Source organism: Colwellia sp. RE-S-Sl-9 (assembly GCF_048296855.1).
Classification (GTDB): domain Bacteria; phylum Pseudomonadota; class Gammaproteobacteria; order Enterobacterales; family Alteromonadaceae; genus Pseudocolwellia.
The window spans coordinates 4,650,973-4,675,304 of the sequence record NZ_CP182631.1 but is presented as its reverse complement, the minus strand read 5'-3'; the positions used below and the strand labels follow the sequence as shown (position 1 = coordinate 4,675,304).

Genomic DNA, 24,332 nt, shown 5'->3' with positions numbered 1-24,332 from the left:
AAATGCCAATCAGTATTACCTGATTGGCATTTTTTATAGCAAATAACAGTTTGAATTTAATAACCTGAACTATGGCTTAGAAAACTAAGCTACTTTGTCCGCAGTTTTTTGGTTATCAAGATATTCGTCTAATGTGCCTTGAAAATCAATCACCTTTTTATCTTTAATATCAATAATACGTGTTGCTAAGCTTGATACAAACTCACGGTCATGGCTTACAAAAATTAGTGTACCTTCAAAGTCTTTAAGCGCATTATTTAATGCGTCAATCGCTTCAATATCCATATGATTGGTTGGTTCATCCATAATTAATACATTAACGTCTTGCATCATTAACATACCGAAAAGTAAACGGTTTTTCTCTCCACCTGAACAGTTACGGGCTTTCTTGTTAGCGTCGTCGTCAGTAAACAACATACGTCCTAACATGCCACGTACAGTTAAATCGTTATGACACGGTCTACGCCATTGCGACATCCAATCCATTAAGGTTAAATCGTTATCAAAAAAGTGTCCGCTGTCTTGTGGGCAATACCCTACTGAAGCATTTTCAGACCACTTAACTACGCCATCGAGTGGCTCTAATTCTTTCATTAAGCAACGTAAGAATGTTGTTTTACCTACGCCGTTTTCACCAATAATGGCAAGCTTAGCACCCGCTTCAAGGAGTAAATCACCGTTTTTAAAAAGTGTTTCGCCATCAAAACCATGACTAAGGTTTTCAAGCTCTAACGCTTGGCGATGCATTTTTTTGCCCGCAGCAAAAGCAATTTTAGGTGTTATACGGCTTGACGATTTCACATCATCAAGTTTAATTTTATCCATTTTTTTAGCGCGAGAACTGGCTTGTTTTGCTTTAGAAGCATTAGCGCCAAAGCGATTTACAAAGTCTTGTAGCTCTTCAATTTCAGCAGCTTTTTTCTCATTACCTGATAATAATTGCTCACGTAATAAGGCGGATTGCGCGAGGAAGAATTCGTAATTACCAGGGTAAATACGTAACTCACCGTAATCAATATCCGCCATATGTGTACAAACTTCATTAAGAAAATGTCTATCATGAGAGATAATGATCATGGTGCATTTACGTTTATTTAACTCGTTTTCTAACCAGCTAATAGTATGAATATCCAAGTTGTTAGTTGGTTCATCCAGTAATAAAATATCTGGATTAGCAAACAAAGCTTGTGCAAGTAACACACGTAGTTTCCAACCGGGCGCCACTTGTTGCATTAAACCGTAATGAAAAGATTCTTCAATACCTGCTTCTAATAAAATTTCACCCGCGCGACTTTCCGCACTGTAACCGTCCATTTCTGCAAATTGGCTTTCTAAATCACCAACACGCATACCGTCGTCTTCACTCATTTCAGCTTGAGCGTAAATAGCGTCTCTTTCTTGCTTAACTTTCCATAGAGCCACATCGCCCATAATAACCGTATCAACTACGCTGTATTGTTCAAAAGCGAATTGATCTTGGCTTAAGGTACCGACTTTATTACCCGTTGAAATGGAAACATTACCTGAACTTGGTGTTAATTCACCCGTCAGTATTTTCATAAAGGTAGACTTACCACAACCATTAGCACCAATCAAACCGTAACGGTTACCGTTGCCAAATTTAGCCGAGATGTTTTCAAACAAAGGCTCTGCGCCAAATTGCATTGTAATGTTAGATGTAGTGATCAAAAGGATATTCCTAGGTTGTGCTAACAGCTATATAAAAATAAAAAATTAAATAACAAAGACTCAAATTTAAGGTCGCGTAGTATACAGGAATAACGACTTAAACCCTACTCTACATTCGTCATTTATGATGAATGTTTTATGATTTACTCCGCACATTTCGCCTTACAACATAGTAAATCGGCCTGTTTTTGCAATTTATAAAACCAGTAAAGCCTTAAACAAACTAAACAGGCTTAAATTAACTGTATTCTCTTCATCAAAAAAGCCTATCGATTTTGGTGCAACAAAGAGGATTATCGATTGTTTAAATTGCAACTTATTACTAACCAAACCTCATAAGAAAATATCTAGCAAATGTCATAAAGATTTATTCAATTAAAATACAACCACTTACACCAAAATAAAATATAAAAAACAAAAAACAAACCAAGTGGTTATGTTTTTGCTTGTATCTATAAATCTAAGAAATGCTTAACCTTTTGTTGCGTGATCAACAATGCTACACAAAATTATCATTAAACTTTAAGGGATTTCATATCCATTTCATTCATTACTCTAATAAGGAAAGTTAAATGTTCTTATTTATAAAGCGCATACATTACATAATTGGGTTACTCGTAATTTTTGCTACGCACTCATTTGCAGTTGATAAGAATAATATTACAGCTAACAAAACTGTGACTTCTTCCTTTATATCTTCAAATAACGATCATCTTTGGTTTGAACAATTTAAAAAAAACGCAACAGATAAACAGCTTTATCACTTTTTATATAACATGCCTAAAGGTGGAGATCTCCATCATCATTCTAGTGGTAGTCACCTACCTAAATGGTGGTACGAGCTTGCATTGAACAAAGAAAAAAATGGTGGATACACCTATTTCACCCGAACTCACCTAAACATTTGTAACGGTTACGGTAAAAATGAATTTGGTATGGAAACTCAAACCCTCATGTTTCGTACTATTAGTGGTAGTAGTTATAACAAATTAAACGAATGTGAAAAAAATAATTACACTGCCCTCAATAAACTCAATAACAGTGAAATTGAATCTTGGAAAAAAAGCATTTGGTTAGATAAACCTCATGAGGGACGAGATGAGTTTTTCCAAACTCATTGGCAACGACTTAACGAACTTACTGCAAATCCTTTTATTGCAGCAGAAATGTTAGTAAAAAACATGGAGTCTTTCGGTAAAGAAGGACTTCTGTATATAGAAGCACAATTAAATGCAACGCAAAAATATAAAGTAGACGGTAGCCCTTATACACAGGAAGAAGCATTAAACATATATATCGCTCGTTTAAGTCAACCAGATGCAATTAAAACAGGTGTAACTGTGCGTCTACAATATGCCTTATTACGATTTTTACCCAATGCCGAACAAGCCTTAACATCTATGTATGACTTTGTTGATAAGCACCGTAATATTTATGTAGGTATAAATATGGTAGGCCGTGAAGATAACCCTAAAGGCCACCCTCTTCGTTTTTTACCTACCCTGAAAAAACTTAGGAGCAAATACCCAGCTATTAATTTAGCCATACACGCGGGTGAATCTGAAGCGCCTAATTTTAATATTCGCGATACGCTATTGTTAGGTGCAAAAAGGATTGGCCATGGAATTAACTTATTAAGTGATCCGCAAACACTATTATTAATGCGCAATAATGATTATTTAATAGAAATTAACCTGATCAGTAATTTAAAACTCGGTTACGTGGCTGACCTTAATCAGCATCCATTTCCTGAATTTTTACGCTTAGGGATTCCTGTAGCGTTATCAACAGACGATCGAGGTATGTGGCATTCAAATATGACCGATGAATTCTTTATAGGGGTTAAATATTTTAATTTGTCATGGTCTGAAATAACAAGCTTAAGTAAAAACTCATTATCTTTCAGCTTTTTAGATGCTAAAACCAAGAAAAAATTACTGAAAAAACTTGATAACAACATCTTGGAATTTGAAAAAAACTATAAACACAAAGGGGAAAAGTCATTAAAAAAACGTCCCGTATTTAATGAATTTATTTTAAGCCATTCCCCTACCGTGGCTGGTTAATATGAAAAACAATGATATAAATAACAAAAATAAAATATACAAAAGCGCTTTATATTTTTTACTTTCAATATCCTGCTTTAATTATGCAGATACTCTTCCAAAGCAACTTTTAAAAAGCCAATCAAACAAGAGTTATGTTGAAGTTATCGCCCAAGCTCAGTTATCAGAAGTTGCACATACGATTACGCCAACACAGATAAAAGATATACTCTTAGACAGCGAACAAACACTTAATATCAATACACTTAAAACCACAATCCAAGAACGTCAATCAGCCGCATTATTAAAAAAATTAGGCTGTATTACTAAAATAGAACTTAAACCACCTCAACTCATCCAATGTAAAGCACTGTCCCCGTTAGCCAATAAACATTTAGTTATTCCGAAAGAGATAATAAACCCATTAAATTTATTATTACGCAATAATATTATTCAGGGATATAACATTAAGCAGAACAAAAACCATAACAATAATTCATTACAAAACAACACCTTACTCTACGGGCATTCATCTCTAGCGCATGCTAAACAGCTCATTATTTTATTAACACTTAATCAAGTTAAATTTACTTGGGAATTAATACCTAAAACATCGGCCTTTAATATTAGATCCGGTTGGAACGACATAACAGATAACGAATTACAGGAAAAAATACGTTACGCACAAGAATATGATTTAAAACTAGCTTTTGAAAACCATCAAGAAAAGCTTAAATTCATGCCCCTTATTAACCAATACGCTAAACGCGACAATAACAACCAACAAGGCCTTATCATTCATGCTTGGTGGCAGCCATTTTATCGCTCACTTGTTCAAGAACAAAACTATAAAAAAGTGACGCGCATTAACCTCGTATTTAGTCATTTCACGGCATCAACTTTAGCACTTAACACACAACAATCTGATGTTATAAACCATATACAAAAACAGTTAGTGAACACTCCGAGTATTGTAAAAATAAATACAGAGTCTATTTGGGTGAACCCGTCTTTTTATCGTTATTTAACAGGGAAATATCAATAATTAAGGTTTAAATATATGCAAAAAAATCATGATATTTTATATACATTAAACGACAAACCACCTTTTTTTGAAAGTGTAACGGCAGCTTTTCAGCACGTACTTGCTAGTTTTGTAGGAATTGTTACGCCTACACTTATTATTGGTTCAACCTTAGGCTTAACAAGCCAAATACCTTATTTGATCAGTATGGCTTTAATTGTGTCTGGTATAGCGACTTTTATTCAAGCTAAACAGTTTGGGCGTATAGGTTGTGGGCTTATTGCAGTGCAAGGTACCAGCTTTGCTTTTATTACCGCATTAATTACCGGTGGCTTTATAGTAAAAAGTCGTGGCGGTAGTGCAGATGATATTTTAGCCATGATGTTTGGTGTAACACTGGTTGGCTCATTTATTGAAATTTTTATTAGCTTCTTTATTGATAAAATTAAAAAAATTATTACCCCATTAACTACCGGCATCGTAATTACAACGATAGGTTTGTCACTTATAAAGGTAGGAATGACAGATTTAGCTGGCGGATTTGGCAGTGAATCATTCGGGTCAATACAAAACCTGTTATTAGGCGGAACAGTACTAGTCATAATAATTACCTTAAATGCCAGCAAGAATGCTTGGTTAAGATTGTCGTCTATTTTTATCGGCATTTTTGTTGGTGCATTAATCGCTTATCCGCTTGGATTACTTTCATTTAATCACCTGTCGCAACTACCTGTTATATCAATCCCTCTCCCTTTTAAATATGGCTTAGCGTTTGACTGGCAAATATTTCTTCCTGTAGCACTAGTGTACCTGCTAACGGCTGTAGAAACCGCTGGCGATCTTACTGCTAATAGCTTGTATTGTGGTTTACCCATAAAAGGTAAAAGCTATATAGAAAGAATAAAAGGCGGTATTTTAGCCGACGGTATTAATTCGTTAATTGCAGGGGTTTTTAATACTTTTCCTAATACTACGTTCGGACAAAATAATGCCGTTATTCAATTAACAGGTGTTGCAAGCCGATATGTTGCTTTTTTCATTGCTGGCATTCTTATTTTGTTAGGTTTATTTCCTATTTTAGGAGGGATCTTACAAGCTATGCCGAAACCTGTTTTGGGTGGCGCAACATTAATTATGTTTGCCACCATTGCGGTTGCAGGAATAAAAATAATGTCTTGCGAGCCTATTAACAGGCGAAACAGTTTAATTATAGCAACGTCTTTTGGCATGGGCTTAGGCGCAATGTTAGTACCAGAAGCATTAGCGCAGCTACCTTTATGGTTAAAAAACATATTGTCATCACCGGTAACTACCGCAGGGTTTACAGCCATTACACTTACGCTTTTATTACCAAAAAATACTATTGAGCTAAACGAAAACGCTTTCGATACCAATACCAGTTCAGATAAAAATTAAAAGGTAAACTATGCAAAAAATTCAAAAGAATACGATTGAGCCAAACACAGCTAAAAGTAAATTATGGCTTAAATCTCCTCAAGCGGTATTTACCGCTAACACTTTTGATGCAAGCAATGGATTAGTTATTCACAACAACAAAATTGTAGAATGTGTGCCTAAAGGAAAACAACCCGAGTGTAGTTACGACTCTGTGATAGATTGCAGTAATCTAGTACTAACACCAGGGTTAATTAATACACACCATCATTTTTATCAAACCTTAACGCGCTGCTTACCACAAGCGATAAACAAACCATTATTTCCATGGCTAAAAACCCTCTATAAAGTATGGCAACACCTTGATGAACCTATGTTGCATGCAGCCACACGCTTAGCATCGCTCGAACTTATGCTTTCAGGTACAACAATGGTTTGTGATCATCATTATGTTTTCCCGAAAGGTTTAGAAAATGCCATTGATATTCAAATAAACGCATTACATGATTTAGGCTGTAGAGCTATGTTAACCCGTGGTTCTATGAGTTTAGGTGAACAAGACGGTGGCTTACCTCCAAACAGCGTAGTACAAAACGAACAAACAATTTTAGATGACAGCCAGCGCTTAATTTCTACATACCATGACGCAAGCGAAGGCTCATTTCTGAATATAGCGTTAGCGCCTTGCTCCCCGTTTTCCGTAACAACTGAATTAATGAAAGAAACAGCAACACTAGCCAACAAAAACAACGTACTTATTCATACTCACTTAGCTGAAACAGAAGATGAAAATGCTTTCTGCGTTAATCAATATGGTGTTAGACCTCTTGAATATTTAAACAATTGTGGATGGTTAACTAACAATACATGGCTTGCACACGGCATTCATTTCAATCAAGACGAAATCAATGCACTCGGTAAAGCACAAGTTGGAATAGCACACTGCCCAACATCAAATATGCTGTTAGCTTCAGGTATTTGTCCTACCATAGCACTCGAAAAAGCGGGTTGTAACATAGGAATAGCAGTTGATGGTTCAGCCTCTAATGATTGTTCAAATATGATACAAGAAGTACGTCAGTCATTGTTACAACAACGACTCACTTATGGTGCACAAGTCATTACAGCTGAAAAAGTACTAGGCTGGGCCACCAAAGGCTCTGCCAACGTACTTCATAGAAGTGACCTTGGTGAACTTGCACCGGGTAAACAAGCCGACATTGCTTTTTTTAAGTTAGACGAATTACGGTTTTCAGGTGTAGGTGACTTTATCGCAAGTATAGTAACTTGTGGTGCGCAACACGTAGAAAAACTGATGGTAGGCGGAGAATGGGTAATAGAAAATGCAAACCACAGTAAAATATTACAAGAAGAACTCTTTTTATTACATAATAATTTAGCCAAAAAACTACACACTTTATGTTAATTAACCTGAGATATGAATTATTAACGTAATTCTAGGAGAAACCTTAAACCATCAACAAACTAACAAATAAATCGCTATCTACACTTTACCTTTAAGATTAAAACTCTAACTTGATTGGTGCATTAAGCACCACTACGGTGCTTATTAAACAAACAAAGCACTTAACTTTATCGTATTACTTTTGCATAAAAAATAAACCCGCTCATATCAACAAAAACAAAAAGACTAATAAACAACCACTTATAATTAAAAAACAAATCCTGACACCAGTGTCAGGATTGTGGCATTAATTCTGCAGTTACTAAATTTAGAAACACTATTTACTTATAAAAAAAATATATACAAAAGCTAATTACAAAAATAGCGTCGAAAAATTTATAAACTATCAAGGGGTAATCATGCCAATAATAAAATATAAAGTATCATCGTTAGCCGCAGCTGTAGCATTAAGCTTGTCTATTTCGTCTAACGTACTGGCAGAGGAAGCTGGCAACACTAATAAGGATATTGAAAAAATAGAAGTCACCGGTTCACTAGGAAGTTTGCCTGGTAACGATGTAGAATCAGTATTTGGTTTTGGGAAATCAATTTTAGAAACCCCTCGTTCAGCTTCAACAATATCTGACGCACAAATTGAACGCTTTAGTATAAGTGATATCGATGAGTTAGTTGCATTCTCACCGGGAACTTTTACACAATCATTTTTCGGTGTTGCTGGTTCTTTAGATGTTCGAGGCACTCCCGGTGAAACTTATTTCAGAGGTGTAAAACGCTTAGACAACCCTGGTAATTACCCTACTCCTATTGGCGCTTCTAGCCGAGTAGATATTGTTCGTGGCCCAGCATCTCCTATTTATGGACCTTCAAAAATTGGTGGGTATTTAAATTTCACACCAAAATCTGCACGTGCAAGTGGCGGTAGCTATTTAGAAGAAAACAAAGGTGTTTTTTCATATACCACAGGTAGTTGGGACAAAAGTGTAATGACTGCTGAAATTGGTGGTCCTGCAACTGTTGCAGGTAAAACTGCTGGTTTCTACTTATATGGTGAAATAGAAAATTCAGGTAGTTTTTACGATAACACCAATACAGACCAAACTATTTTACAAGGCTCGTTCGACATAGACATCAGCGACAACGTTAAAATTGAATTAGGTGGTATGCATCACAAATACGATGGTAACCAAGTAGCAGGCTGGAACCGTTTAACACAAGACTTAATTGACAACAATACTTACACCACTGGTACCGCAAGACCACTAGATACAGATGGTGATGGTTCAATCTCTCATCAAGAATACGGTGCAGTTAATCTTGCAGGTGCAGGTTTTTTCTACGCATTTCCACCGTCATTTACAGATGACCAAGTAACGCCAGAAATGATGCTTGATAATGCTGGTACAGCAACTTTAAGTAAAAGTAGCGTACTTGTAGCACCTGATGACATATTATCGAACACCGTTGATACACTATATTTTGATGTCACTTATTATGCTGACAATAATTGGGAAGTTAAAAACCAATTATTTTATGAAGCCTACGAAAATTTAAATGAAAATGCTTACGGTTTTTCTCAATTCCATGACAGTTACGTTGTTGAAGATAAAGTTATTATTTCAAACGAATTTGAAATGGATTCATTAATAGCACAAGTTCAAATTTCACCCTCTATTCGCTATACAAACTTTAAGCATGGTGATGATTTTACAAACGAATACTTTGATCGTCGTGATTTAACCCTACCGTCGTCTGCTTTAGATAGACGATTACTATCTACACGTATTGATTCTGATTACACCACTTATAGTACGGGTTACTATACTGACTATGGCATAGCAGCAATGACCGACTTAACATGGGACTTTGGTTTAAATGCTGTGTTAGGTATTCGTTACGACAGTATCGACATTAAATCGACCAGTAGAGGCGACAAACTACTTGTAAAAGCTCCTATAACAACCGAAGAAGATACCGTAGATGGTATTTCTTGGAACGCCAGTATTTCATTCAAAACAGAGTTTGGTTTAATTCCATATTTTACTAAGGCTGAACAAGCGACCTTAATTGCAGGCCAAGGTGCTGAAATAGACGCTAGCACAGTAGCGTCTGGTGGTGCATTTGATACATCAGAATTAACTGAATTTGGTATTAAAGGTAGTTTTTTAGATGACAGTTTATACTTCGCACTTTCATCATACGAACAAAAGCGCACCGACTTCAATGCGCAAGCCATCATTACCAATGCAACAACTCAAAACGAAGGTGTTGAATTTGAACTACGCTGGGTAGTTAACGAACAACTTGTCATTAGTGCAGGTTATACCAACTTAAAAGTCTATAACCTAACTGCGCTAGAAGAAGGCTCACAATTTGGTTTCTTAGGCGCAGAAGACTTAACATCACTGACTGATCCATCGTTAATTTATGGTGGTAACGTTATAGGTTTAACCTTTGTTAATAATAAAGAAGAGTCTCGCAAAGCAGGCATGCCTGAAAATATCTATACAGCAACAGCAACTTATGACTTTCTTAACGGATTTGCAGCCAATGCAAGTGTTGTAAGAGCTGACTCAACATATTCAGGATTTTCTCAATCAGTAGAATTACCAGCTTATACCTTAATTAATGCCGGTGTATTTTATGATGCTGAAACTTGGACCGCGAGTATTAACCTGAAAAATATAACCAATGAAGATTACTACCGTGCTAACTTCCCTGACTTGTTCGGTGGACAAATAGTCTTGCCTGAGCTGCCACGACACTTTCAAGCTAAATTTAGCTACAAATTTTAAGCGAGGAAATTTTCAAAATTCATTTAACAATACGATGGGAACTTAATTGTTCCCTCTTTGTTAATTGATTATTGCACAACATCGTTATTTACCATTTTTAAAATCTCCTAGGAGTTTGAATGACTAACATAAAAAAACTATTATCGGTACTAACAACTGTAATAGTTGTAAGCGCTTGTACACAAAAAAACACTACACAAAGTGTTTCGCCACCGCCTATCGAAGTTAAGGCTGTGGTTGTTACTATGTTTGAAATAGGCGAAGACAGTGGCGATAAACCTGGAGAATTTCAATTATGGAAAAGTGGGCAAAACCTTTCCACTAAGTTTGACTTCCCACAAGGACACCACGACTTGTTTTATAATGAAAAAACAGGTGTTTTAGGTATGGTTACAGGTATGGGAATAGCAAAAGCATCTGCCGCTATTATGGCATTAGGTCTTGATGAACGCTTTGATCTAACTCATAGCTATTGGTTAGTTGCAGGTATTGCAGGCATTGATCCTGAAGATGCTTCGATAGGGTCTGCGGCTTGGGCAACATGGTTAGTAGATGGCGGTTTGGCTCATCAAATTGATGCTAGAGAAATGCCTAAAGATTGGAAAACAGGGTATTTTCCACTTTTTTACACAGAACCCCCAAGCACAGAAGATCACCAACAATCGAAGAATGGTGAGGCGTTTAAGCTGAACCACAAACTTACAAATTGGGCGTATGAGCTAACCAAAAACACAAAGCTTAACGATTACCCTAAAATGAAAAAATTACGTGACCAGTACAGCCAATATCCAAATGCACAAAAACCTCCATTTGTTTTAAAAGGTGAACACCTATCATCTTCAACATTTTGGCACGGAAAGTTACTTAACGACTGGGCAAACGACTGGACGACATATTGGACTAATGGAGAAGGTAATTTTGTCAGCTCTGGTATGGAAGATACAGGTGCTTACCAAGCAATGATCTTTTTACATAATGCCGGTAAAGTTAATAAAAATCGCTTTATGGTTTTACGAACAGCAAGTAACTATACCACTCAACCCTATGGTTTAACCGCTGCAGAGAACTTGGCACAAGAAAGTGGCTCTGAAGGTTACGCAGGTATGCAATCAGCCCTCGAGTCAGCCTATAGTGTAGGAAGTAAAGTTATCGACACCTTAACAAGTGATTGGGATACGTACCGAACTACAATGCCTTACGATAAAAAATAAACGTATTCAATATTGACTAATGAAATAGTAACTTATTGTTTATTAACACCAAATAAATAAAACAATCTTGCAGTATATTTTTTATTTACTACGTTAAAATACAATACATAAAAACCATACATAAAAAATATAGCCTTACACTGAGCAATAATATGATAAAAATATTAGAAACACTTTTTAAACTGCAAGAGCACGGTACTGACATTAGAAAAGAAATTGTTGCAGGGTTAACAACCTTTGCAGCAATGTCTTACGTGTTAGTGGTAAACCCTAGCATATTAGCTGCTGGCGGAATGCCCATTGAAGGGCTTATTACAGTAACCGCACTGGCAGCTTGTATCGGCACAATAATGATGGGGTTAATGACCAATTACCCTATAGCAATGGCGCCAGGCATGGGCCTTAATGCTTTTTTTGCTTTTACAATTTGCTTAACTCGTGAGGTTCCTTGGGAAGCTGCTTTAGGTATAGTTTTTTGGAATGGGATTTTATTTCTACTTCTTTCTTTAACAGGCATAAGAACTAAAATTGCAGAATCAGTACCCGAAGCATTAAAAATAGGCGTGCAATGTGGTATTGGTTTATTTATCGCTTTCATTGGCTTAAAGAACGCAGGATTAGTGGTAAGTAATCCTGCGACCTTTGTTTCAATAGGTGATTTATCGCAACCCGTCACTTTACTTGCTTTGTTCGGTGTTTTACTGACCGTTGTATTAATTATTAAAAATATAACAGGCGCAATTTTAATTTCAGTGGTTGTATTAACCGTTATTGGTGCCTTTATTCCAACTGAAACGGGTTATTTAACGACTCATCCAGAATCAATTTTAGGTGCCCCCGACAGTATTAGTAATACCTTTTTTGCTATGGATATTATGTACCCAATAATTAACATAGCTCAAACATGGGATCTTATTTTTGCGTTAGTGTTCGTTAATATGTTTGACACTATTGGCACCCTTATTGGCGTTACTCGTAAAGCCAATTTGGTTGATAAAAACGGTAAATTACCTAAAATGGGCGCGGCTTTAACGGCTGATGCGGGTGCTAGCGTTATTGGTGCCTCATTAGGGACCTCTCCCGTAACCTCATATATTGAATCAGCTGCAGGTGTATCTGCTGGTGGAAAAACAGGTCTAACTGCCATTGTGGTTGGTATTTGTTTTATTCTTGCTTTGTTTTTAACCCCTTTAATGAAAGTTATTCCTTTAATGGCCACTACGCCAGCATTAATCATGGTAGGCATATTTATGATGGAGTCTTTTCGCCATTTAGACACCTCAGACATGACATCATTAGCCACAGCAACTGTTGCACTTATAGCCATGCCCCTCACCTTTAGTATTAGTGAAGGTATAGCATTAGGCTTTATTACTTATGTGGGCATAATGATGGGGACAAACAGAATGAAAGAAGTATCAGGCATTACGTACTTTATAACGGCTATTTTCCTACTGCGTTATATTTTTGATTTAAAGTAAGCAATTGAAAATAAATAATATGACTCAGTAAAACAAACTGAATACTAGCGAGGTAATTCATTAATTTATTTGTTCATTACCTCTTTATAAAATACTTCAGCTGCCTCGCTTTGCAGCTGTATTTTATTAATAAGAAGCTATAACGATAGGCATACACTTATTCGCGTTTTAGTTCTGTTAGCGATTAAGTCGTTTTCCATACAGGTAAAAATTGATGACAAAAATCATCGACATCAAAAATATATCTATTAACTTATTCATTAGCCCACATTTATTGCTTTCAAATCGTTTTTAGTCGAAATTTCTGATCGCAAGGTGGGCAAAGAATTCAATCTTTATCCAGTTTTCAGGCTAATTAACCTCAGCTCGGAATAAGCAAAGTTACTCAACAAGCTATTTTTATGCCTAACTTCGTTGAATTTATTACTAATAGCTAGCTATTAGATAGAAAAATTCGCCTTGTTATACACAAAAATATCAATGTTGAGAGACTAATATAACTTAGGAAAACAACGGTACAGGTTAAGGTTTTGATAAATAATAATTTTAATTCATTATCTAACATTCATTAACCCGAGTTGAGGTTAATTAGCACGACAATATGAGCTAATGAAGTGCAGCCCTAAACGGAAGTTTAGCGCAAATTTTTGCTTCAAATTCTAAAATTTCATCTAAGCGCACATCTACTGCATTTTTATCAAAATATTCATAAGCTAATTCTACAAATAAGTTTTTATGTTTTGCTTCAGATTTAGCAATACTGACATAAAAATCTTTATCTTTTCCTGCTTCTAAAGCTTCTGCAACTAATGAAAAACGCTCATGCCCTCTTGCTTCAATAACGGCACCTACTAACAATCGGTCCATAAAAAACTCTTCTTGACCGTGTCTAAATACCGAACGTATTTCTTTTACATAAGTATCTTTTTTATCATTAGCTAAGGGGACATTTCTAGCGGTTAAAAGTTTCAATACTTGTTTAAAGTGAATGAGTTCCTCTAGTGCTAGATCCGTCATTTCTTTTACTAAGCGCGTTCGGTCTTGATAATGCGATAACATAGAGATAGCCATACCCGAAGCTTTTTTTTCTGCTGCTGCATGGTCTTGTAAAAAGGTATCAAAATCAGCTAAAACAGCTTCAGTCCATTTAAAAGGGGTATGGTATTTAAGTTCAAACATGGGATAAGTCAATAATAAATAAAACAGGATCTTACCCATCTATGACAGAAGAAAAAAGGATTAATTCGAATTTTTGAAAAAGAAGTGTTCTACGAACGAATGAACAAGCACTCTGAAATACGCACCTGAGTGGTAACGGATAGTATCTAGTAACTCTAATAAAGCAATTAGAGTTACTAGATGAGAAAATTACAAACCATATTGGCTATACTCTAATAGTTCACGACGTAATCTTTGTTTTTCTTTAAAATTTTCTATTTCACGCCATTTTCTTTTAGTGCTTTTTATATTTACTTTACTGACTACGTTTGTTTCTTCGTTAAAGTACTCTTCCATTTCATATAAATCATAATTAGCCATTTTCAAAGCCTCTTCAAAAGTATTATTAAAATCGCATTAATGCTCATAAGGTAATAAATTAACGACTTAACCTATAGGGCTAAGCATTTAATTTATGGATATTAATGTAAAAGTAAAATATGACTAATTCTTTACTAAACTATGACAACTTGAAGAAATTAAATAAAAAAATTGATCTAGCGCATAAAGTTAACACCGAGAAGTATTTTGTTAATTCGTATTATTTGCTAGAATTCCGCACCTTGTCATTAAGGCTATCGAAGTTTTAATTACACTAAGCTAACAACATATTACATATGTTGTTTTAATCTACAGCACCAGATTTACGATCTGGTTAGTTCAATGGGTAACTCAATGAGTCAAATTACAGTTTGTGCATTATATAAGTTTGTTCGATTAGAAAATTTTGAAAATTTAAAACCTTCTCTTGTCTCTACAATGGAAGAAAACGAAGTAAAAGGTACGCTATTATTAGCTGAAGAAGGTATTAATGGGACAATTGCAGGCCCTCAGGCAGGTATAGATAATGTACTTAATTTTTTAGAACAAGACAGTCGTTTATCTCCTTTATCTTTTAAAGTTTCTTACAACACTGAAAATCCATTTCAACGTACCAAAGTTAAATTAAAAAAAGAAATAGTCACCATGGGGGTTGAAGGTATAGACCCTACGCTTACTGTTGGCACCTACGTAAAACCTAAAGATTGGAATGCCTTAATTTCTGATCCTGATGTGCTACTTGTAGATACTCGTAACGATTACGAAGTTGAAATAGGTACATTTAAAAACGCGATAAATCCTGATACCGAAACCTTTCGTGAATTTCCTGAATATGTTGCAAAAAATTTAGACAAAAATAAACATAAGAAAGTGGCTATGTTTTGTACGGGCGGTATTCGCTGTGAAAAATCAACAGCTTATTTAAAAGAACAAGGTTTTGAAGAAGTTTATCATTTAGAAGGCGGCGTTCTTAAATATCTAGAAGAAGTCCCTCAAGAAGAAACAATGTGGGAAGGTGAATGTTTTGTTTTTGATAGCCGAGTTGCGGTTAATCATAACCTAGAACAAGGTCAATACGATCAATGTTTTGCTTGTAGATTTCCAATTACAGAAAAAGAAAAACAAAGTGAGCATTATGTTAAAGGCGTAAGCTGTCCGCGTTGTATTGATAAATATACGGATGCACAACGTGCCGGTTTTAGAGAAAGAGAACGCCAAGTAAATTTAGCTAAAGCACGCGGTGAAAGCCATATTGGCGGCGATGTTAAACATATTATTAAAGAAAAACGTAAAGAAAAAACATTACGTAAAAGTGAACAATCTAAAGCCTAACCCCTGAGTAGCTTAGCCTTAAAGTCTACTAACCTCAGCTTGTATGCTGAGGTTAGGGTTTAGTTATTCTTTCTTAAAAACTGATTTATCCGGTTTGAATTTTCTAAAAAACTTACCTATCAAAGTCTTTGTTTATTTTTAGGCACATAATTTAAAATAGATAAAGGCACTACTTTTTTCACAGGAAATTGTTCGAACTCCTTTCGTTCAATAATATGCCCTAGCTTACTTTCAATAGCACAAAGGTTTCTAAAGTTGTCTTTCGCCACAAAAGAAATTGCTTCACCACTAGCGCCAGCTCTACCCGTTCTTCCTATTCTGTGTATATAATCGTCAGCTTTATCAGGTAAGTCGTAATTTATCACTCTCGATAAATCATCAATATCAATTCCTCGGGCGGCTACAGCAGTAGCCACTAAAAATTGAATTTTTCCCGATTTAAAATCAGCCAGTATTTTTTCTCTTATTTCTTGCGTTTTACCGCTATGAATACACTCAGCTTTAATGTCACGTTTTTCTAATTGGCTTACTAATTTAGCAGCGCCGTGTTTGGTTTCAATAAATATAAGCGCCTGTTTCCATTCATTTTCTTTAATTAGATAACTTAATAAAGCAGATTTATTGGTTTTATCTACAGTGACTAACCATTGATCTATTTTAGGCTGTGTTGATTTGTCTTGTTTAATAGAAATTTCAACCGCATGAGGACCAATAGCTCGTTTAGCTAACTGGCGAATATCGTCAGATAATGTAGCAGAAAATAATAAGTTTTGGCGCTGCGTAGGTAATCGTTCAATTATTTTATTAATGTCTTCTCTAAAGCCCATATCAAGCATTCTATCGGCTTCATCGAGTACTAATACTTCCAACTCATCAAAATGCAATGCTCGTTGATGCGCCATATCAAGTAAACGTCCAGGTGTAGCAACAAGAATATCTATCCCCCAAATTAAACGCTGTTTTTGAGGTTCAGCATCAATTCCACCATACATAGCCATAGAGCTTAATTCTAAGTGTTTACTGTAATTTGCAATACTCGCTTCAACTTGAACGGCTAATTCTCTTGTAGGCGTCAATATAAGCGCTTTAATGCGCTTACCTCGTAATGTATAACCAGTATTGAGTAACTCTAAAATGGGTAATACGAAGCTGGCAGTTTTTCCTGTACCTGTTTGGGCGGCAGCAATAAGATCTTTTTTAGATAAAATAATAGGAATAGCACGTTTTTGTATGTCGGTAGGTGTTGTATAGCCTTGCTCAGCTATTGCTTTTAAAACGGGCTCTGATAAACCCAGTGTTGAAAATGACATGCGTACCTCGACTCAAATAGCTCAAACAATTTAGGGCGCGGAGTATAGCAGTATATTGAAATAGATAATAAAGGCTTATTGTTAAACTCGTTTTAAACTCATAGATTTTTTAAGTAACTTTTCTATGTGTTTAGCGTTAACGGGTTTGCTGAAAAGAAAACCTTGAGCAATATCGCAACCAAAAACCCTTAACTTTATAAATTGCTCTTTCGTTTCAACTCCTTCGGCAATTATCTTGTAACCTAGGTTATGTCCCATCTCAAGCATTGAACGAATGAGTAACTTAGTTTTCTCATCTTTAAGCATATCGTTAATAAAATATTTATCTATTTTTAGGTAATCAACCGCAAGATGTTTGAGTGATGCAAAAGATGAATAGCCTGTACCAAAATCATCAATGGCTAATAACACACCTAAGTCTTTCAGTGATTTAAATATAGAAGGATCATAATCACTGGTTTGAACAACACTTTCAGTGATTTCTAATTCTAAGAATTGAGAGTTCATCCCTGTAGATTCAATGGCGTATTTGAGGGAAGGAATAAAATCATGATCAAATAAGTGATTAGGTGAAATATTAATCGCCATACGCAATTCTGGAAAACCAGCTCCCCGCCAAGCTACAGCTTGTTTACACCCCTGATAAAAAACCCACTCAGTTAAAGGCTTTATCATACCTATACGCTCTGCCATAGCGATAAACTCTACTGGCGCTATTTCACCTATTTCGGGATGATACCAGCGAGATAAAGCTTCAACCCCTACCAGTATACCTGTTTCTATATCTATTTGAGGTTGATACACTAATGAGAGCTGATTCTGTTCAATTGCCTCTCTTAACAGTTGTTCAACTTTAAAGTGGTATTCTGCAATTCGACTTAATTCAATATTATAAAAAGCATAACAACTTTTACCGGTATCTTTGGCTGAATATAATGCTGTATCAGCAGCTTTTAATAAACTTTTAAGATCGGTACCGTCTTCTGGGTAACGTGCAATACCTATACTGCAAGCAGGTATAAACTTTCTTCCCGATAATTCTATTGGTGTGGCAACAACATCAATAATTCTTTGGGCAATAATGGCTGCACTATAACTATTATTTAATTCTTTAGTTACAATACAAAACTCATCACCTCCAATACGCGCAACGCAATCAGCTTCTCGACTAAGATCAGCTATTCTGGCTCCAACCTCTTTTAATAAATAATCACCAATATCATGTCCTAAGCTATCATTGACATTTTTGAAGTTGTCTAAATCTATATATAACAAGCTAAAACGATCTTTGTAACGTTCAGAACTTTTAATCAAATGCTCTACATTTAAAAATAAATGGGCACGACTCGAAAGACTCGTTAATTCATCAGTATAAGCTAAAGATTGAATACGCTTTAAGTTTCTATCTCTTTCCATCACTATGCTGGTAAGCTGTGCTGCTGCGGTCAAATCATTTGATTCTTTTTCATTAGGTACGGCTGGATAATCTCGATACATACCAAAAGCGCCTAATACTTCTCCTGTAGAAGAAATGATAGGTTCAGACCAACAACTACGCATACCATAAGGCAATGCTACATGCTTTATGTTTTTCCACTTAGGATCTGTTTCTATGTTTTCAACAACGACACGTTTACCTGTATATGTTGATGCGCCACATGATCCCACTTCTGGCCCATTAGTTAAACCATGAACACTGTCACAATACTCTTGAGGTAAACTTGGTGCACTACCATGTATAAGTGTATCTCCTTCAAGTTCAAGCATTGAACAACGTATGCCTATATGTCGACCTTCATAAAGAGAAGCAATTTCATTATAAATTTTTGAAGCAGAATCGCCTTGAGCAATCATTTTTAGAATATCGCTATGTCGCTGCTCAAATAATTCAGCTTGTTTACGCTGGGTTACATCAACATGAGCACCAATAATTCTGATAGGTTTGTTATTTGAATCTCGATAAACTTGTAAAATACGAGAGCGAATGTACAGATAATATCCTTCTCTGTGGAGCATGCGCATATCAATTTCAAATGTGTCAATATTATTTGATAAGTTGTTTTCTATAGTCTGTATAACAAGTTTTTTATCATCAACGTGAACATTATTAGACCAAGTATCAAAATTATTTTTAAGTTCGTGAGCTTCGTACCCCAGTATCTCTTTCCAACTAGGAGAGTAATAAACATCATTATTCACTAAATTCCAATCCCACAACCCGTCATTAGTGTTGTGCGTAATAAAAATAAGCCTTCCTTTGCTATCATAGTGTTCAATAACACAATTATTCTTAAGCTGCTGCACATGAGCTAATTCTTGTTTTAATAAAGCTATTTCATCCAATAACTTCTGGGGTACGCTCATAAAATCAGCCTATAACATTTTAATTATCACAACATAAATAACGCATTGAGTACAAGACAACATAGTTAGATAAATTTATATTTCTACCACTAAAGCTAGACAACTAACTTGTAAAAGTAAAGCTACTGAGTACAAGCAATAGTTGGTAAAATGATTAAGGTATGTTAGTTATATTCAGGTTTCAGTGGGGATTAAAAATAACCTTACCAACTGAATTGACTTAATACTCAACCTAAACCAAATAAGATACTTTCATGATCATAAATTTTTCAGATTACTCAGCAACTCAACGTTACCATTTAATGACTCAAACCATTATTCCCCGCCCCATCGCATGGGCACTCACCTTATCTGGTGATGAACTCTCCAAAAAAGACAATGGATGTGAATTTAATCTAGCGCCTTTTTCATACTTCACAGCCGTTTCAAGTAAACCTGCAATATTAATGATCTCTGTGGGTAAAAAGCCTACAGGTGAGCCTAAAGACACTTTGGTGAATATACTTAAAAATAAAAAAATGGTCATTCATATCGCCTCTGAACAACAATCAGAATTAGTCACTCAAACAGCAGCAACACTACCTCATGGCGAATCAGAGCTTGATTTAATCAATTTAAATGAGTCAGTAGATAATTCACTTTTAAGCACAGTGCCTTTCGAGGGTTTTGCATTACCTCGACTAGAGCAATGCGATATTGCTTACGGCTGTGAACTTTATGAAATAAAAGAAATTGGAGATATTCCTCAAACCCTTATTTTTGTTGAAGTTAAGCAAGTTTACATCAATGATAAAGTCACCGAACTAGATGAAAAAAACAGAATAAAAATATACGCTGATATGGTTAACCCTCTCGCTCGATTAGGCGCAAGTGAATATGCAGGGATCACTAAACCTTTCACTAAACAACGTCCAGAATGATTATAAGCTGACTCTTAATTACGTCTTATAAAATAATGATATATACCCGTTATCATTCAAGATGCCGGTTTCAGTGGGAACTAAAAACAATTTAGGCACAGATTTCATGTTCCAGACGAAATCTAAGGTCTACATCCATGTAGGAACCTGACTAAAGTTAATAAGCCCCATAAATTGTTTTTAGGCCCATCGAAGAAGCGCTTGAGCAAAATCACTTCTGCGTTAATGCTTTTTATAAGGGAACAACCATTATTACAAAGCACGGCCTTGAATTGATATCGCTCAAGTGCTCTGAAATAGCCTCTTGAGTGGTAACAGGTATAAAGCCGAAAATATTGCATTATTATCCGATTATTTATTACTCCCTAAACAATCTCCATTGCTACACTTTCAGTAACATCAATCTGTTGTAGCAACTTCTCTTTAACTTGTATGGCATTAACAACGCGAAGTTGGTTATTGTGTAAAAAATGAAAGTAAAACGTATTTAAGGAAACGAAAATGAAAAAGATACTCGTCTCAATAGCTTTGTTTATACTGACCGTGTCTCAAATAAGCTGTAGTAGCAAAAATAAAAAAACGATAATTCCCCCTTTAAGCGTTCAATTATGGTCAGTCAAAGATCAAATCAAAATTGATTATAAAGGCACACTAAAAAAACTATCGGCAATGGGATTTTCAGGAGTAGAGTTTGCTAATGAATTTGGTCCTTTTAAAAACAAACCAGAAGACCTCCAGCAATACCTAAGTACTTTAAATTTACAAGCAAGTGGTGCACATGTTTCATTTGAAGCCCTTAATGATGAAAATTTTCAAAAAACCGTTAGCTTTTATCAAAAATTAGGCGTTGATAGTTTAATTATTGGATGGGACAAACGCGCATGGCATCCAGAAGGAGTAAAAGAAATTGTTAGCTTACTCAATGAAATAGCGAAGAAACTTGCTCCTTATAATATGAAAACCGGATTTCATAACCATGATCATGAATTTAACTCATTTAATAACAGTACCTATTGGGATTATATTGCACAAAACACCTCTCAAAACGTTATTTTGCAGTTAGACGCTGGCTGGGCAGTTTACGCTGGGAAAGATCCTGTGGAATATGTGAAGCGTTATCCAGGAAGAACATTAACAACCCATTATAAATCTCGCATACCTGAAGCGATGAAGTCAGATAACAAAAAACTCCCTATAATAGGTCAAGATAGTGTTGATTGGTCAAGCTTATTAAAAGCAAATTCAACAGTAGGTGGCACAAAATGGATAGTAGTAGAACAAGAAGAATACCCTAACAACCTAAGCTCATTAGAAGCTGTAGCTTTATCTAAAAAAGGCTTAGACGCTTATATTAATAAACTATAATTTTGAGGGAGCGTTATAGCAAAGACTGACAAGCCTTTGCTATATTTAGTAAAAACATTAATAATAATGCTTACACTTTCAATAGTTATTTGAGTATACATAAATTGTTAATTTCCGATTTAGAGATTATTATAAAAACAGCTGAATTTGGTAGTATAACCGCAGCGGCTACTCATTTAGATATTCAAGTAGCAAGAGCAAGTGCAGCAATAAAACGTGTTGAAAAACAATTAGGGTTTGAATTATTTATACGTTCAACTCGACAATTAAGATTATCTGTTAGTGGCGAAAAATACATTCCACAATGTATATTAGCACTAGAAACGCTTAATAAGGCTCAACAAGATTTACTCACTGATCAGGAATCTATAACAGGTGAATTACGCTTAACAACCTCTTCAGATTTAGGTCGTAACATTATTGCACCATGGCTTGATGAACTTGCCGAGCAACACCCCCAATTAAACCTAAGATTAATTTTAAATGATCATGCTTTAGACTTTTACCGTGATTCTGTAGATATTGCCTTAAGGTATGGTGCTCCAACAGATTCAAACATGTATGGTTTTAAAATTTGTGACGTACCTCGCTTACTTTGCGCTTCGCCAAAATATTTACAAAAAAATAAAGCACCAGAACACCCAAAAGACTTAACGAACCATAATGGTCTTTTTTATCAAATGAATGGCACAGTTTACGACACATGGACATTTACCAACAGAACCCATCACTATTCAATAAAAATGCAAGGTAATAAAGTTGCCAATGACGGCGATTTAGTCAGGCGTTGGTGTATTTCTGGCAAGGGCTTAGCGGTAAAATCAGCTTTAGATATGTCAAATGATTTAATTAACCATAAAGCGATTTCTGTAATGCATGACTACCAACCAACGATGACAGAACTATGGCTAATATGTCCAAGTAAACAATCAATTACTCCTATAGTGAGATTACTACGAGAATGTTTAACAGAAAATTGTAATAACATTTTGAAAGAACTAAAAAATAAAAAGATCATAGCCTAACTTATATACCCGTTACCAATCCAAATGAGTATTTCAGAGTGCTTGAGCGATATCAATTCAAGGCAATGCTTCGTCCCTTATAAAAAGGATTAACGAAGAAGTGATTTTGCTCAAGCGCTTCTTCGATGGGAAACTAGATCGATCAATTTTCATTTTAAAATTTAGCAAAATTTAAGGACATCTTATGGAACAAAAAATTCTGCCTGTTTTTCAGGTATTCATTGCCATGATACTAATGGAGTTGATGGTGAAATTTTTTCCATACTTTAGGTTTGATTTTTCCTTTAAATTTATTGTTTTTGGATTACTCACCATAATATCAATATTGCTTGCTTTTATTGCGATATATTCTTTTAGAAAACATCAAACTACGGTTAACCCTATAAAACCTGAAACAACTTCAGTGATTGTTAATTCAGGAATTTATGCCTATTCAAGAAACCCAATGTATTTAGCTATGCTCATTTTTTTAATTGCGGTAAGTGTTTTATACGAAAATGTTTTAGCTTTTTTACCTATTCCATTGTTTATTTGGTTCATTACTCAATACCAAATAAAACCAGAAGAAAAAGTATTAGCAGGAAAGTTTAAAGAAGACTATCAAAACTACTTATTAACGGTAAGACGTTGGATATAAAAAGGAAGTGATATTGATGAATTCAATCAATACATAAATAATAAAATGAATTCATCAATAGAAAATAAAACTAAGCTTTTTTCAGATAATCAGCCACTAATACAATACGAGTACCGTTAACTTTACCTTCAATATGCTCAGGGTTGTCAGTTAACGTTATGCCTCTAACCAATGTACCTTGTTTAGCCGTAAAGTTTGCACCTTTTACTTTTAAATCTTTAATAAGGGTAACATCATCACCGTCTTGTAATTCTGCACCATTACTGTCTCTGGTAGGCCCTGCTCGCTCTGCTGCAGCAATACCTTGTTCAGCCCATGTTTTTACAGCATCTTCCATGTAAATAATATCTAACGCATCTTGAGCCCAGCTCTCCGTAGATAATTTATGTAACATACGGTACGACATTACTTGAACAGCAGGTTCTTGGTTCCACATACTGTCAGTTAAACAACGCCAGTGATTAATATCTAAATCAGCATTACCTTCAATTTGCGTTAAGCAAGTATTGCACACTAAAATACTTTGTTGCGCACTTAAGTCGCTTGTCGGCGGTACGGGATAAACAGCTAAATTATTCTTTTCTGTACACAGTTCACAGCTGTTATTACTACGTTGTTCCAATGCTTGTTGCGCTACCATTTGCTTTCCTAAATGTTAATGTCTCAAAATTGATAAATTAAAAGTGCGCTAATTATACGACCCAATAGCAAAAACAACAATTGTAAATAAGAATAAACACTTAAAAGCGTTACTTAGTCGAATTATGGTAGACAAGA

18 protein-coding genes are annotated in these 24,332 nt (G+C 35.3%); 12 read left to right on the top strand and 6 right to left on the bottom strand.

The features are described from left to right. Positions 1-84 precede the first annotated feature (84 nt). Positions 85-1,689, bottom strand: coding sequence for an ABC-F family ATPase (locus ACM9HF_RS20400; RefSeq protein ID WP_473613373.1), 1,605 nt, complete (start codon positions 1,687-1,689; stop codon positions 85-87). A gap of 572 nt (positions 1,690-2,261) precedes the next feature. Between ACM9HF_RS20400 and ACM9HF_RS20395 the strand changes: the two genes are divergently transcribed. The 7 genes from ACM9HF_RS20395 to ACM9HF_RS20365 all read left to right on the top strand — a co-directional run bounded on the left by ACM9HF_RS20395 (position 2,262) and on the right by ACM9HF_RS20365 (position 13,063). Beyond that, on the top strand, positions 2,262-3,755 hold the full coding sequence (locus ACM9HF_RS20395; protein WP_473613372.1) for an adenosine deaminase family protein: 1,494 nt from the start codon (positions 2,262-2,264) through the stop codon (positions 3,753-3,755). Position 3,756: 1 nt separating this feature from the next. Continuing rightward, the gene (locus ACM9HF_RS20390) at positions 3,757-4,779 is read left to right on the top strand and encodes a hypothetical protein (RefSeq protein ID WP_473613371.1); all 1,023 of its coding nucleotides are present in this window, start codon (positions 3,757-3,759) and stop codon (positions 4,777-4,779) included. Between the two features lie 15 nt (positions 4,780-4,794). Then, positions 4,795-6,174 carry a nucleobase:cation symporter-2 family protein gene (locus tag ACM9HF_RS20385; RefSeq protein ID WP_473613370.1) on the top strand — a complete coding sequence of 460 codons (1,380 nt, stop codon included), beginning with the start codon at positions 4,795-4,797 and terminating at the stop codon, positions 6,172-6,174. A gap of 10 nt (positions 6,175-6,184) precedes the next feature. Then, positions 6,185-7,579, top strand: a complete 1,395-nt coding sequence (locus ACM9HF_RS20380; RefSeq protein ID WP_473613369.1) for an 8-oxoguanine deaminase — start codon at positions 6,185-6,187, stop codon at positions 7,577-7,579. A 398-nt stretch (positions 7,580-7,977) separates the two neighbouring features. Next, complete coding sequence (locus tag ACM9HF_RS20375) at positions 7,978-10,371, top strand: TonB-dependent siderophore receptor (RefSeq protein WP_473613368.1); 2,394 nt, start codon at positions 7,978-7,980, stop codon at positions 10,369-10,371. Between the two features lie 119 nt (positions 10,372-10,490). After that, positions 10,491-11,582 (top strand): purine nucleoside permease, encoded by a 1,092-nt coding sequence (locus tag ACM9HF_RS20370; RefSeq protein WP_473613367.1) that lies wholly within the window; start codon positions 10,491-10,493, stop codon positions 11,580-11,582. A 152-nt stretch (positions 11,583-11,734) separates the two neighbouring features. Further along, positions 11,735-13,063: an NCS2 family permease gene (locus ACM9HF_RS20365; protein WP_473613366.1), complete on the top strand. Its 1,329-nt coding sequence runs from the start codon at positions 11,735-11,737 to the stop codon at positions 13,061-13,063. 606 nt (positions 13,064-13,669) lie between these two features. On the opposite strand, the gene ACM9HF_RS20360 is transcribed toward ACM9HF_RS20365, so the two are convergent. Further along, positions 13,670-14,242, bottom strand: a complete 573-nt coding sequence (locus ACM9HF_RS20360) for a MiaE family protein (protein WP_473613365.1) — start codon at positions 14,240-14,242, stop codon at positions 13,670-13,672. 189 nt (positions 14,243-14,431) lie between these two features. Further along, positions 14,432-14,602 carry a DUF3545 family protein gene (locus ACM9HF_RS20355; RefSeq protein WP_473613364.1) on the bottom strand — a complete coding sequence of 57 codons (171 nt, stop codon included), beginning with the start codon at positions 14,600-14,602 and terminating at the stop codon, positions 14,432-14,434. 354 nt (positions 14,603-14,956) lie between these two features. Here ACM9HF_RS20355 and trhO point away from each other — a divergent pair, with 354 nt between their 5' ends. Then, complete coding sequence (gene trhO / locus ACM9HF_RS20350; RefSeq protein ID WP_473613363.1) at positions 14,957-15,934, top strand: oxygen-dependent tRNA uridine(34) hydroxylase TrhO; 978 nt, start codon at positions 14,957-14,959, stop codon at positions 15,932-15,934. A 119-nt stretch (positions 15,935-16,053) separates the two neighbouring features. Here trhO and ACM9HF_RS20345 read toward each other — a convergent pair whose 3' ends face one another. Further along, positions 16,054-17,244, bottom strand: a complete 1,191-nt coding sequence (locus ACM9HF_RS20345; protein ID WP_473613362.1) for a DEAD/DEAH box helicase — start codon at positions 17,242-17,244, stop codon at positions 16,054-16,056. Between the two features lie 81 nt (positions 17,245-17,325). Continuing rightward, entirely contained in the window at positions 17,326-19,608 is a 2,283-nt protein-coding gene (locus ACM9HF_RS20340; RefSeq protein WP_473613361.1) for a bifunctional diguanylate cyclase/phosphodiesterase, read from the bottom strand. A 254-nt stretch (positions 19,609-19,862) separates the two neighbouring features. On the opposite strand from ACM9HF_RS20340, the gene ACM9HF_RS20335 reads away from it, so the two are divergent. The 4 genes from ACM9HF_RS20335 to ACM9HF_RS20320 all read left to right on the top strand — a co-directional run bounded on the left by ACM9HF_RS20335 (position 19,863) and on the right by ACM9HF_RS20320 (position 23,555). Then, positions 19,863-20,528 carry a flavin reductase family protein gene (locus tag ACM9HF_RS20335; RefSeq protein ID WP_473613360.1) on the top strand — a complete coding sequence of 222 codons (666 nt, stop codon included), beginning with the start codon at positions 19,863-19,865 and terminating at the stop codon, positions 20,526-20,528. Between the two features lie 501 nt (positions 20,529-21,029). Further along, positions 21,030-21,893 carry a sugar phosphate isomerase/epimerase family protein gene (locus tag ACM9HF_RS20330; protein WP_473613359.1) on the top strand — a complete coding sequence of 288 codons (864 nt, stop codon included), beginning with the start codon at positions 21,030-21,032 and terminating at the stop codon, positions 21,891-21,893. Between the two features lie 104 nt (positions 21,894-21,997). Further along, positions 21,998-22,918 carry a LysR family transcriptional regulator gene (locus ACM9HF_RS20325; RefSeq protein ID WP_473613358.1) on the top strand — a complete coding sequence of 307 codons (921 nt, stop codon included), beginning with the start codon at positions 21,998-22,000 and terminating at the stop codon, positions 22,916-22,918. A gap of 184 nt (positions 22,919-23,102) precedes the next feature. Beyond that, on the top strand, positions 23,103-23,555 hold the full coding sequence (locus tag ACM9HF_RS20320) for a methyltransferase family protein (RefSeq protein ID WP_473613357.1): 453 nt from the start codon (positions 23,103-23,105) through the stop codon (positions 23,553-23,555). 70 nt (positions 23,556-23,625) lie between these two features. Here ACM9HF_RS20320 and ACM9HF_RS20315 read toward each other — a convergent pair whose 3' ends face one another. Next, on the bottom strand, positions 23,626-24,195 hold the full coding sequence (locus tag ACM9HF_RS20315) for a PhnA domain-containing protein (RefSeq protein ID WP_473613356.1): 570 nt from the start codon (positions 24,193-24,195) through the stop codon (positions 23,626-23,628). Positions 24,196-24,332 lie beyond the last annotated feature (137 nt).